At 66.3% G+C, this 12,097-nt stretch carries 10 protein-coding genes; 7 read left to right on the top strand and 3 right to left on the bottom strand.

All coding sequences use genetic code 11. The features are described 5' to 3' along the window. The first annotated feature begins 2 nt into the window (after positions 1 to 2). The 5 genes from ACY34H_RS02805 (at position 3) to galK (ending at position 8,890) form a co-directional block, all read left to right on the top strand. A complete protein-coding gene (locus ACY34H_RS02805; protein WP_464975959.1) occupies positions 3 to 2,735 on the top strand; it encodes a family 78 glycoside hydrolase catalytic domain in 2,733 nt (910 codons plus the stop codon). A gap of 408 nt (positions 2,736 to 3,143) precedes the next feature. Beyond that, positions 3,144 to 4,337, top strand: a complete 1,194-nt coding sequence (locus ACY34H_RS02800; RefSeq protein ID WP_464975958.1) for a GGDEF domain-containing protein — start codon at positions 3,144 to 3,146, stop codon at positions 4,335 to 4,337. Between the two features lie 405 nt (positions 4,338 to 4,742). Next, positions 4,743 to 6,413: a sodium:solute symporter family transporter gene (locus ACY34H_RS02795; RefSeq protein WP_464975957.1), complete on the top strand. Its 1,671-nt coding sequence runs from the start codon at positions 4,743 to 4,745 to the stop codon at positions 6,411 to 6,413. Positions 6,414 to 6,637: 224 nt separating this feature from the next. Next, positions 6,638 to 7,687: a UDP-glucose--hexose-1-phosphate uridylyltransferase gene (locus ACY34H_RS02790; RefSeq protein WP_464975956.1), complete on the top strand. Its 1,050-nt coding sequence runs from the start codon at positions 6,638 to 6,640 to the stop codon at positions 7,685 to 7,687. Positions 7,688 to 7,726: 39 nt separating this feature from the next. Next, complete coding sequence (gene galK / locus ACY34H_RS02785) at positions 7,727 to 8,890, top strand: galactokinase (protein ID WP_464975955.1); 1,164 nt, start codon at positions 7,727 to 7,729, stop codon at positions 8,888 to 8,890. A gap of 73 nt (positions 8,891 to 8,963) precedes the next feature. On the opposite strand, the gene ACY34H_RS02780 is transcribed toward galK, so the two are convergent. Next, positions 8,964 to 9,179, bottom strand: coding sequence for a hypothetical protein (locus ACY34H_RS02780; protein WP_464975954.1), 216 nt, complete (start codon positions 9,177 to 9,179; stop codon positions 8,964 to 8,966). A gap of 169 nt (positions 9,180 to 9,348) precedes the next feature. Between ACY34H_RS02780 and ACY34H_RS02775 the strand changes: the two genes are divergently transcribed. Beyond that, positions 9,349 to 9,882, top strand: a complete 534-nt coding sequence (locus ACY34H_RS02775; protein WP_464975953.1) for a DUF488 domain-containing protein — start codon at positions 9,349 to 9,351, stop codon at positions 9,880 to 9,882. Positions 9,883 to 10,022: 140 nt separating this feature from the next. Here ACY34H_RS02775 and ACY34H_RS02770 read toward each other — a convergent pair whose 3' ends face one another. Continuing rightward, on the bottom strand, positions 10,023 to 10,961 hold the full coding sequence (locus ACY34H_RS02770) for a DMT family transporter (protein ID WP_464975952.1): 939 nt from the start codon (positions 10,959 to 10,961) through the stop codon (positions 10,023 to 10,025). 432 nt (positions 10,962 to 11,393) lie between these two features. Here ACY34H_RS02770 and rnk point away from each other — a divergent pair, with 432 nt between their 5' ends. After that, positions 11,394 to 11,801 (top strand): nucleoside diphosphate kinase regulator, encoded by a 408-nt coding sequence (gene rnk, locus ACY34H_RS02765; RefSeq protein ID WP_464975951.1) that lies wholly within the window; start codon positions 11,394 to 11,396, stop codon positions 11,799 to 11,801. A gap of 43 nt (positions 11,802 to 11,844) precedes the next feature. On the opposite strand, the gene ACY34H_RS02760 is transcribed toward rnk, so the two are convergent. Continuing rightward, positions 11,845 to 12,060: a hypothetical protein gene (locus ACY34H_RS02760; protein ID WP_464975950.1), complete on the bottom strand. Its 216-nt coding sequence runs from the start codon at positions 12,058 to 12,060 to the stop codon at positions 11,845 to 11,847. Between the last annotated feature and the right edge of the window lie 37 nt (positions 12,061 to 12,097).

The following is a 12,097-nucleotide window of genomic DNA, read 5'->3' as shown; positions in this document are numbered from 1 at the left end:
GCGTGCTGCGGATTTTCCTGTTGTGCGTGCTGGCCGTGGCCGCAGGCACAGCCCGTGCGGCCGCGGCGCCATTCGCGCTGACGGCCGACTACATGACCGATCCGGTCGGCATCGACATGCCGCGGCCGCGCCTCGCCTGGAAGCTGGCTTTCCCGGAGCGCGGCGCGGTGCAGCGGGCCTGGCAGGTGCAGGCCGCCGCCGCGCCCGACGGATTCGGCGGCAGGCTGCTGTGGGACAGCGGCCGCGTGGACACGGCCGACTCGGTGCACGTGCCATACGGCGGCCCTGCCCTGGCGCCAGGGCAGCGCGTGTACTGGCGCGTGCGGGCCTGGAACGGCGCGGGTGCGGCCTCCTCCTGGAGCATGCCGGGATATTTCGAGGCAGGCCTCGTCCGGCCCGCCGAGTGGCGGGCGCAATGGATCACCGCCGACCCCGTGGCGGCGAAGAGCGCGCCGGGACCGGCCGTGCTGCTGCGTCGGCAATTCCGGCTGGACCGGCCCATCGCGCGGGCACGGCTATATATAAGCAGCCTCGGCGTTTACGAAGCCCAGGTCAATGGCCGGCAGGTGACCGACCAGGTGCTGCGCCCGGGCTGGACCAGCTACGACAAGCGCCTGCAATACCAGACCTACGATGTCACCGGCCACCTGAAGCAGGGCGAGAACGCCATCGGGGCGATGCTGGGCGACGGCTGGTACCGCGGCGGCATCGGCTTCAATGGCCGCGACCACTACGGCACGCGGCGCGCGCTGCTGGCCGAACTGCGCGTGACGTACGCCGACGGCACGGCCGCGCGCATCGTCAGCGACGGCAGCTGGCGTGCCTCGACCGGGCCGGTGCTGGCCGCCGACCTGCTGCAGGGCGAAACCTACGATGCGCGGCTGGAACAGCCCGGCTGGGCAGGGCCCGGTTTCGGCGACCGGGGCTGGCGCCCTGTCGAGCTCCTCGACCACCCGAAGGACGCCCTGGTCGGACAGGCCGCTCCCGGCGTGCGGCGCATCATGGAGGTGCGCCCGCAGCGCATCCTGCGCACGCCGCAGGGCGATACCGTGTTCGACTTCGGCCAGAACATGGCGGGCTGGGTGCGCCTTGCCGTGCAGGGGCCTGCCGGCACGACGGTGCGCCTGCGCCATGCCGAAGTACTGGACAAGGACGGCAATTTCTATACGGCCAACCTGCGCACTGCGGCGCAGACGAACAGCTACACGCTCAAGGGCGGCCCCACCGAGACGTGGGAGCCGCGCTTCACGTTCCAGGGCTTCCGCTACGTCGCCGTGGACGGCTTCCCGGGCCAGCCCGGGCTGGAGGCGCTGACGGCCGTCGTGCTGCACAGCGACCTGGGGGAACCGAACCGCTGGGAAAGCTCGCATTCGCTATTGAACCAGCTGGTGCGCAATACGGAGTGGGGCCAGCGCGGCAACTTCCTCGATGTGCCCACCGATTGCCCGCAGCGCAACGAACGGCTGGGCTGGACCGGTGATGTGCAGGTGTTTGCGCGCACCGCCACGTACAATTTCGGCAGCGCCGCGTTCCTGGGCAAATGGATGGACGACCTGGCCGCCGACCAGAAGCCCGATGGCAGTATTCCGTTTGTCGTTCCCGACATCATCTCGCGAAAGAAGGCGACCATCGACGGCGCCGCCGGCTGGAGCGACGCGGTGACGGTGGTGCCGTGGACGGTTTACCAGGCGTACGGGGACAGCGCGATCCTGGCGCGGCACTACGGCAGCATGCAGGCGTGGGTCGACCATGTGGCCCGGCTGGCGCCGGACGGCGTGTGGCAAGGCGGATTCCAGTTCGGCGACTGGCTGGCCTACCAGGCGCCATCGGGCGAGGCACGGGACTACCCGGGCGCCACGACCGGCAAGGACCTGATCGCCACCGCGTACTTTGCCCGTTCGGCGGACCTGCTGGCGCGTTCCGCGGCCGTTCTCGGCAAGGAAGACGATGCGCGCCGTTATGCGGCACTTGCGGCGCGCGTCCGGGAGGCGTTCAACCGCGAATTCGTCACCGCGACCGGCCGGGTCGGCGAGAACACGCAGACGGCCTACGCGCTGGCACTGCGCTTCGATCTCCTGCCGGCAGCGCGGCGAGCGGAGGGGGCGCGGCGCCTGGCCGGCGCGGTGGCGGCACGCAAGGACCATCTCACCACGGGTTTCCTCGGCACGCCAGCGCTGCTGTTCGCCCTCAGCGACCATGGCCAGACCGACACCGCCTGGCGCTTGCTGACACAGGAGTCGTATCCATCGTGGCTGTTTCCGGTAGAGATGGGTGCCACCACGATCTGGGAGCGCTGGGACGGCATCCGGCCCGACGGCAGTTTCCAGGATGCGTCGATGAACTCGTTCAATCACTATGCCTACGGCGCCGTGGTCGAGTGGATGTACGCCGTGGCCGCCGGCATCGATACCGACCCTGCCGCGCCCGGTTACCGGCGCAGCATCATCCGGCCGCGCCCCGGCGGCGGACTGACGTGGGTCGACGCGGCCGTGGAGACGATGTACGGTCGGCTGGCGTCGCGCTGGGAGATTCGCGGCCGCGCGATGCTGCTGTCGGTAGCGGTGCCGCCGAATACGCAATCGACGGTCGTGTTGCCCGGAGCCGCGCTGGACGGCGTCCTGCTTGATGGCACGCGCCCACCCGGTGCGCGCCAGACGGGCAATGACGTCACGCTGGAGCTGGGAGCCGGCGAGTACCGCCTGACTTACCCGTGGCAAGGAGATCCCGCGCCGTAAGCCGCGCAGGGGTCCGGCTGCCGGCGCGTTGGCGGACGCGGTTGACCGGCCCGCCTGCACCGGCACGGGCGTGGCGTTGCAGGAAAGGTTAGGGATGGGTACGGGAGTGGCAAGCGCCCGTCGGGTGCGTTGTAGGGTGCACGCCACGAACGATCCCCGGGAGGGAAAAAAAGAAATGCCACGTGGCAATGAAAATTTCCTGTTGAGGTAAAATACGATGCTGGCGCCGCCCGCGCGCCAACGCCGCGCGTACCCGGGAACGATTCTGGCTCTCGGTCATCCGCATCACCAGCCACCACCCGGAGTTGCTGGCTGGACGCTTGCCGATCCAGCAACCGGTTCGAATGGCATGCCGATACCGGTTGCAGCAGTGCGGGCCCGAACCCGTACAACTGCCGGAACCATCCTGTGCCCATCGAAGACCTGCCCCTATCCCGCCTGACCATCGACCGCCGCCGTGCCGAATTCACGGATCCGGACTGCGAGGAGCAATTCATTTGCCATACCTTGCCGGAGCGCAATGGCCAATTGAAGATCGCCCTGCTGTGCGCCGCGGGATTCTACGTGGTGTTCGGCGCCACCGACATCGCCACGCTCGGCCCGACGGCGATTGCGTTTGGCCTGGTCGCGCTGCGCGTGTTGGTGGCGCTGGTAGCGCTGGGCGGCTATGCCGCCATCACCCGCCGGCCAGATTCGGTGACGCTGTCGAACGGCGTCTCCAGCGCATTGCTCGTGGTCGCGCTCGCCGTGTTCATGGTGGTGTGCTGGTACCAGCCCGAAACGTTGCCATGGAACGTGATGTCGCAGGCGCTGATCCTGATGGCGGTGTACGTCAATTTTCCCAACCGGATCCAGTATACGGTGGCGATCGGCACCGGCTCCAGTGCCGTCTTCGGCGCGATGCTGTTCGTGCAGGGCAACCTGAAGCCGGACGACCTGCTGACCCTCGTCCTGCTGCTGATCCTGGCCAACACCCTCGGCTACATCGCGGCGCGACGCTTCCACCTCGGACTGCGCGAGCAATTCTGCTCGGCCATCCTGCTGCAGCAGATGGCCGACCGCGACCCGCTGACCGGCTGCCACAACCGGCGCATCCTGCAGAAAGGCCTGCTGGACGCCGAACTGGCGCGCACGCGCCGCTACGGCACCGCGCTGTCGGTGATCCTGTGCGATATCGACCACTTCAAGCGCATCAACGACACCCATGGCCACGCGGCCGGCGACCAGGTGCTGGCCGACTTCGCCGGACTGCTGCGGGCGATGACGCGGGAGTCGGTCGACCGCGTGGTGCGCTACGGCGGCGAGGAATTCCTGGTGGTGCTGCCCCAGACGGAACTGGACGGCGCGCTGGCGCTGGCCGAACGCATCCGTGTCGCGTTTGCCGGCTCCGCCACGCGCATCGGAGACGGCGTATCCGCCGCCGCGACGGCCAGCTTCGGCATCGCCTGCGTGCCGTCGCAGCATCCCCATCTGCCCGCATCGGCCGAAACGCTGATCGGCGCTGCCGACGCCCAGCTGTATGCCGTCAAGCACAACGGCCGTAACGGCGTGCGCGGCATTGCCTTGAACAACGTACCCGAACTGGTGCTTTCCGGCACCTGATAGCCGTCACCGGCCGCGTCGCTGTCACCTTCCGCGCGGCGGCGGCGTTCCCGATCCGTCCGGGCGTAGCGAAAATCCACGACAGTCGTAGTAATTTTTCATTGCCGGGCACGCATCCGCGCCGAAGGCGCATGTTCGACTACATTTTTTGTGTCTGCTATGTAATTGCCCATGGTATAGTTAGCGCTATCGCAACAATGACCAAATAAGCGTCGCAGCAATCAACCTGCTGAGTGTTTCCGGTCGCGATCGCCGACGAGTGCACTGCATGGTGCATCCTGTCGCCGCATGGGGAAAAGGCACCGGAGCCGGCCATGAGCGTAGGCCGGACCGGGGTCCCAATAAGTAGAAGCAGGGCGGAATCCAAGACCGCCCATTACCAGAGACACACTCAAAAATATTCCGATGAATCAATTTTCGACCCTGGACACGCTTGTCTTCCTGTTTTACTTCATCGTCATCTCCAGCTACGGCATCTGGATCTACCGCCGGAAAAAAAGCACTTCCGGCCAGGCTTCGCATGACTACTTCCTGGCCGAAGGTTCGCTGACCTGGTGGGCCATCGGCGCCTCCCTGATCGCTTCCAACATCTCCGCCGAGCAGTTCATCGGCATGAGCGGTTCCGGCTTCAAGATCGGCATGGCGATCGCCGTGTATGAACTGATGGCCGCGGCCACGCTGATCATCGTTGCGGTGTTCTTCATGCCGGTGTACCTGAAGAACCGCATCTACACGATGCCGCAGTTCCTCGAACAGCGCTACGGCAAGGCCGTGGCGACGACGATGGCGCTGTTCTGGCTCGGCCTGTACGTGGTGGTCAACCTGACGTCGATCCTGTACCTGGGCGCGCTGGCCATTTCCAGCGTGGCCGGCATCAACGTGTTCGCCTGCATGGTCTTCCTGGCCGTGTTCGCCGCGATCATCACGCTGGGCGGCATGAAGGTGATCGGCTACACGGACGTGATCCAGGTGCTGTGCCTGGTCGTCGGCGGCCTCGTCACCACCTGGATCGCGCTGGACCTGGTCGCCACGCTGGGCGGCAAGAGCGGCTCGATCGCCGGTGCCAGCGAACTGTTCGTGCGGGCCGGCGAGCACTTCGACATGGTGCTCGACCGCGGCAACCCGAACTACATGGACCTGCCCGGTCTGACCACGCTGATCGGCGGCATGTGGATCGTCAACCTGAACTACTGGGGCTGCAACCAGTACATCACGCAGCGCGCGCTGGGCGCGGACCTGAAGACGGCCCGCAAAGGCCTGCTGTTCGCCGCCTTCCTGAAGCTGCTGATGCCGGTCATCGTGGTGCTGCCGGGTATTGCCGCTTACGCACTGGACAAGTCCGGCGCACTGGGCGACTCGATGCGCGTCGGTGGCGAACTGAATCCGGACCGCGCCTACCCGACGCTGCTGGCCATGCTGCCGACCGGCATCAAGGGCATCGCGTTTGCCGCGCTGACCGCTGCCGTGGTGGCGTCGCTGGCCGGCAAGGCCAACAGTATCGCGACGATCTTCACGCTGGACATCTACAAGCAGCACTTCAACAAGACCGCCAGCGAACAGAAGCAGGTGTGGGTCGGCCGCCTGACCGTCATGGTGTCGATCGCCATCGCCGCGCTGATCGCGCCGTTCCTGGGCATCGACAAGAAGGGCGGCTTCGCCTTCATCCAGGAATACACCGGCTTCGTGTCGCCGGGCATCCTGGCGATGTTCCTGCTGGGCTTCTTCTGGAAGAAAACCACCCACGCGGCGGCCATGTTCGCCACCGTCGGCGGCCTGGTGCTGTCGATCATCCTGAAGTTCCTGCCGGGCATGATGGACCTGTCGTTCCTGGCACCGATCGGCTTCGCGGTCGACAACGGTACGGGCGTCTACGAGATTCCGTTCCTGGACCGCATGTTCATCGTGTTCTGGGTGGTCGTCGCCGGCATGGTACTGATCAGCAAGACCTCGGCCGTCTCCGGCGAGGCCAAGCGGATGATCGTCGATACCGGCATGTTCCGCGTGGAGCGCAGCTTCGCGATCGGCTCGGCCATCATCTGCGCGATCCTGATCGCCGTCTACGGGGCCTGGTGGTAATCTAGCCCGCCAGCCCGCACACCTCACGCGGCCCGGATTCATGATTGCGCGCGACGCGCTATCATGCCGGGTCGCGCCCGGTTTTCCGGCCCGGCCCTTCCGGCTCGCCCGCCGACGGCAGGCGAGCGGGGCGGCACGCGCCGGTAACCGCTCAGTAAGCGCTCAATAAGCGCTCAATAAGCGCCCAGTAACCGCTCAGTCCCAGCAATAAAAACAGGAGCCGTATGTTCAATCCCACAGACCATCCACACCGTCGTTTCAACCCGCTCATCGGCGAGTGGGTGCTCGTCTCGCCGCACCGCGCCAAGCGCCCCTGGCAAGGCCAGCAGGAAGCGGTCGACAATACGCCGAAACCCGCGCACGATCCGCACTGCTACCTGTGCGCCGGCAATACGCGCGTCAACGGCGAAGTCAATCCCGACTACAAGGGCACGTTTGTTTTCCAGAACGACTTCGCCGCGCTGATGGCCGATACGCCGGACGCGCCGGCCAGCACCGACCCGCTGTTCCAGAACACCAGCGCGCGCGGCGTCAGCCGCGTGATCTGCTTCTCGCCGGATCACAGCAAGTCGCTGCCCGAGATGGATCTGCCGGGGCTCGAACAGGTGGTCGACACCTGGTGCGCGCAGGCCGAAGAACTGGGCAAGACCTACCCGTGGGTGCAGGTGTTCGAGAACAAGGGCCAGGCGATGGGCTGCTCCAATCCGCACCCGCACGGCCAGGTCTGGGCCAACAGCTTCATCCCGAATTCACCGGCGAAGGAAGACGTGCAGCAGCGCGCCTACCACAAGGAGCATGGCCGGCCGATGCTGCTCGACTACGTGGAACGCGAAGCGGCCGCCGGCGAGCGCACCGTCGTCAGTACCGAGCATTGGCTGGCGGTAGTGCCGTATTGGGCCAGCTGGCCGTTCGAGACGCTGCTGCTGCCGCGCTTCGAAGTGAAACGCCTGGAAGACCTGACGAAGGAACAGCGCGCCGACCTGGCCATGGCCCTGAAGCAGCTGACCATCAAGTACGACAACCTGTTCCAGACCTCGTTCCCGTATTCGATGGGCTGGCACGGCGCACCGTATGCGGTCGACGGCCAGGGTGATGATACCCAGCCATGGCAGCTGCACGCCCACTTCTACCCGCCGCTGCTGCGTTCCGCATCGGTGCGCAAGTTCATGGTCGGCTATGAGATGCTGGCCGAGGCGCAGCGCGACCTGACGCCGGAACAGGCGGCCGCGCAGCTGCGCGCACTGCCGGATGTACACTACCTGCAACGCCAGTAAAGCACCCAGATTGAGTCACGCAAACAAGAAGAGATCCTGATGAGCGAAACGCTGATTAACCATACCCGCACCGCGTTCGAGAACAAGTTCGGTGCCGCACCCGAAGTGGTTGTGCAGGCCCCGGGCCGCGTCAACCTGATCGGCGAGCATACCGACTACAACGACGGCTTCGTGCTGCCTGCGGCGATCGACTACAGCACCGTGATCGCCGCGCGCCGCCGCGCCGACCGCATCGTGCACATCGTGGCCGCCGACTACGCGGGCGCCGAAGACCAGTTCTCGCTGGATGCGCCGATCGAGCGCCGCGACGAGCCGATGTGGGCCAACTACGTGCGCGGCGTCATCCGCGACATGGTCGAACGCGGCCTGCCGCTGCAGGGCTTCGATATCGTCGTATCCGGCGACGTGCCGCAGGGCGCCGGCCTGTCGTCATCGGCCTCGCTGACGGTGGCCATCGGCCGCCTGTTCGCCACGCTGCCGGGCTTTGAAGACGTGTCGCCGATCGACATCGCGCTGACCGCGCAGCGCGCCGAGAACAATTTCGTCGGCACCAAGTGCGGCAACATGGACCAGATCATTTCCGCTTCCGGCGTCGAGGGCCATGCGCTGATGATCGACTGCCGTTCGCTGGAAACCACGCCGGTGCCGATCCCGGCCGGCGCGGCGATCATGATCTTCAACTCGAACGTGCAGCGCGGCCTGGTGGACAGCGAATACAACACGCGCCGCAAGCAGTGCGAGGCGGCCGCCAGCCACTTCGGCGTGAAGGCGCTGCGCGACGTCGACCAGGCGATGCTCGATGCGCGCGGCGGCGAACTCGATGCCGTCACGCTCAAGCGCGCGCGCCACATCGTGTCCGAGAACGATCGCGTGCTGGCCGCCAACACGGCGCTGGGTCAGGGCGACCTGTCGCGCATGGGCGAGCTGATGGCCGCGTCGCACGTATCGATGCGCGACGATTTTGAAATCACCGTGCCGCTGATCGACCAGCTGGTGGACATCGTCAAGAACGTGATCGGCGAACAGGGCGGCGTGCGCATGACCGGCGGTGGTTTCGGCGGCTGCGTGGTGGCGCTGGTGCCGGACGCGCAGGTCGCGCCGGTGCGTGCCGCGGTCGAGAAGGAGTACCCGGGTCCGAACGGCCAGGGCGCCACGATCTATGTGTGCAAGGCGTCGGCAGGGGCAGGGGTCGTGTCGGCCTGAGCTGAACCTTGCCACTGAAAAGCCGCGCGGGCCGTGAGGTCCGCGCGGCTTTTATTTTGTACCCCGCACACGCTCATTGCGCCTCGGCTTCCCATTGCGGCACAGCGGTGCGCCGGCGGCGCTGGCCGGGCGAGTCCAGCGCCAGCACGCGGCGGATCGCGTTTGGCGACAGGCCGACCTGCACGAGGTGCGACCAGGCCTTCAGGGAGCCCTCCAGGTGTTCGATGGATATGGCGCGATCGATTTCCCGCGCCATGTCCGTATCGCATCGTCGGTCGAGCGGATGCATCGTTATTCTCCTGCAGTCATTGTGCAGAGCAGCATCGGCCAATGTTAACCAAAAGTCAAGTCGGATGTGCTAGTCAGTGTACGCTGGACCACTGTGGAAGCATCGTGGCGCCGTCCGATGCGCGGTGCCGGGACAATGACACCTTCCCGACAGAAGGAGGCCGATCCGCATGAAGACTGTTTTCACCATAGGCCATTCGAACCGGCCGATCGAGGAGTTCATCGAACTGCTGCGCGAGCACGGCATCGAGCGGCTGCTCGACATCCGCACCGTCCCGAAATCACGCCACAATCCGCAGTTCGGCCAGGACCAGCTGCCTGGGTCGCTGGCCGATGCTGGAATCTCGTACCAGTACATCGGCGCGCTGGGCGGTTTGCGGCACGCGCGCAAGGATTCGCCGAACACCGGGTGGCGCAACAAGTCTTTTCGTGGCTATGCCGACTACATGCAGACGGAGCAGTTCCAGGCCGGTGTCGATGAAGTGGTGGCGCTCGCCGGCACCGAACGCGTCGCGCTGATGTGCGCCGAAGCGGTCCCCTGGCGCTGCCACCGCTCGATGGTGGCCGATGCGCTGGCGGTACGCGGCATCCCCGCCGAGCACATCATCAATCGCGGCAAGACGCGCCCGCACGTGCTGACCGGCTTTGCACGGGTGGAGGACGGCAGGATCGCCTATCCGCCGGCGCCGGAACCGGCAGGGTGAGCCCGCCGCGCCGACACAGCGCTACGTGTTCACGCGTAACGGATGAGCCTGGAAAGGGCCCTTCATCGGGTGGGAGCACTCCTGCTCGATCAATCTCGCCTCCATGAAATCGCCGGTGGGCCTGGGGAGGGGCAACGCCCTTACCGGGGCGGCCGCGTCACCAGCCAGATGCCCGCGCACACCAGCGCCAGGGCCGCCAGGTTCTTCCATTCGAGGATGCTCTCGTCCAGGAACAGCGCCGACAGCGCCGCGCCGAACACGGGAATCAGGAAGGCGAACACGCTGACCGTGCCGACCGGGTTGTACTTCAGCAGCAGGCTCCACAGGGTGAAGGCGACAGCCGACAGCAGGGCCAGGTAGGCCAGCAGGAGCGCCGGCGCGAACGTCATGTTGCCGATCGTGCCGCCGGTCGCGTAGCCGCCAGCCAGCAGCGCGGCGCCGCCGATGGCAAGCTGCCAGCCCGTCATCACCATCGCATCCATGCCGCCGGAGACGTGCTTGCCGTAGATCGATGCGGCGGACAGCACGAATGCGGCGATCACGATGAATCCTTCGCCCTGCAGGGTGAAGGCGATATCGAAGCCGGCGCCGCCCAGGTTGACCGCCACCACGCCGGCGAATCCCAGCAGGCAGCCGGCCGCCTTGCGCGGCGACAGCCTGTCATTGTGGTAGATGAAGTGGGCCAGCAGCACGCTGAAGAACGTGGTGGTGGCATTCAGGATCGACGCGCGCACGCCGGTCGTATAGGCAAGGCCGATGTAGAAGAACACGTACTGCAGGCCGGTCTGCGCCAGGCCCAGCACGGCGAGCTGGCGCACCTGGCGCCCCGTCAGCCGCCAGGCGGGCTTGCGCAGCGCGGCGGCCAGCAGCACCAGGCACAGGCCGGCGATCAGGAAACGGTATCCGGCGAAGATCAGCTTGGACGGCACGTCATGCTGCGCGATGGCCAGCAGCTCGTAGCCGCTCTTGATCGAGGGGTAGGAACTGCCCCACAACAGGCAGCAAAGCGTTGCCACCATGAAGACGGTACGGGGGCGGGAGAAGAACGGGCGGGCGTCGGGGGGTATGGCTGGGGTCATTGTTCTTGGTCTGTACCTGTTCGTGTAGTTCGTGCAAGCCGTTGGCAAAACACGCGATGATACGTGACATTCGGGCATCCCGCAGGGAGCAGCCCGAACGGCACGGCCCATTGCGCGCCGCAAAACCGGCGTGTGTATAATCCCTTCGCATGTTGTCAACGAATCCATCACGTCCCGAGCGGCTCCATGGTTCGCCCCTGAACGAGGGAGGCGTCCTGTCGTCCCCGCGGTTCCCGTCCTCCCCCGCGCCCGTGCTGGCGCTGCGCTCGCGAGATTTCGCCCGGCTCTTCCGGGCTCGGTGAGGAACTCCCAGACGGCCATCCGGCCAGCTGGCCTCCCGGGCCCCATCACTCCTGCCAATGCCGCCCGAACCCGGGCGACCCCGAATCATCCCGCCCGGCCGCCGGCCGGGCCAATATTGCAGAGTTGCTCATGAAACCGAAAATCGTCGTATCGTCGCTGGACATGGACCGCCTGGAAGCGCTGCTCGACGCGCTGCCGTCCGCGCAGGCGCAGGCCCAGCAGGCCCTGCTCGCGGAACTGTCGCGTGCCGAAGTGGTGGAGCCGGAAGACATGCCGCCGGACGTGGCGACCATGAACTCACGGGTGCGATTCGTGCTCGACAGTTCGAGCGAAGCGCGCGACATGGTGCTGTCGTACCCGAAGGACATGGATGGCAGCGCGGACCGGCTGTCGATCCTCACGCCGGTCGGCAGCGCGCTGCTGGGCCTGAAAACGGGCAAGCGCATCACCTGGACGCGGCCCGATGGCGCGACGTTCGAAGTGAAGCTGCTGGACGTGATTTACCAGCCCGAGCGGGCTGGCGAACTGCATCGCTGAAGATGCGGCGGGCGGTCATGGCCGCCCGGCCAGGGAATGCCGCTTATTCGAACTTGAACAGCAGCGCGCCGAGCGTCGCGCTCAGCGCCAATACGACGCTGAGCCGGTTGCGGATGCGCCTGCGTCGCGCCATCAGCTCGGTCGTCGAGCGGAAGTTCAGGCGGCGCCGTTCGCGCAGCGGTTCGTTGCTTTGTATTTTCATTATTCCGATACCAGAGATCGTTCCGCGACCGGTCTGATTACCGGTCTCGATATGCATTGCCTGCATGGGGCAGGCACCTTCGTGCGCTGCTCGC

This window comes from Pseudoduganella sp. jia 9, from assembly GCF_055502615.1.
Note: the sequence above shows the minus strand (reverse complement) of the source record. Positions and strands in the feature narration are given on the sequence as shown.

What these genes read in the sequence shown, in the direction of transcription:
- ACY34H_RS02795 (WP_464975957.1), top strand. Translation starts at nt 4,743, where the DNA reads ATGAATCAATTTTCGACCCTGGACACGCTTGTCTTCCTGTTTTACTTC.
- ACY34H_RS02790 (WP_464975956.1), top strand. Translation starts at nt 6,638, where the DNA reads ATGTTCAATCCCACAGACCATCCACACCGTCGTTTCAACCCGCTCATC.
- galK (WP_464975955.1), top strand. Translation starts at nt 7,727, where the DNA reads ATGAGCGAAACGCTGATTAACCATACCCGCACCGCGTTCGAGAACAAG.
- ACY34H_RS02780 (WP_464975954.1), bottom strand. Translation starts at nt 9,179, where the DNA reads ATGCATCCGCTCGACCGACGATGCGATACGGACATGGCGCGGGAAATC.
- ACY34H_RS02775 (WP_464975953.1), top strand. Translation starts at nt 9,349, where the DNA reads ATGAAGACTGTTTTCACCATAGGCCATTCGAACCGGCCGATCGAGGAG.
- ACY34H_RS02770 (WP_464975952.1), bottom strand. Translation starts at nt 10,961, where the DNA reads ATGACCCCAGCCATACCCCCCGACGCCCGCCCGTTCTTCTCCCGCCCC.
- rnk (WP_464975951.1), top strand. Translation starts at nt 11,394, where the DNA reads ATGAAACCGAAAATCGTCGTATCGTCGCTGGACATGGACCGCCTGGAA.
- ACY34H_RS02760 (WP_464975950.1), bottom strand. Translation starts at nt 12,060, where the DNA reads ATGCATATCGAGACCGGTAATCAGACCGGTCGCGGAACGATCTCTGGT.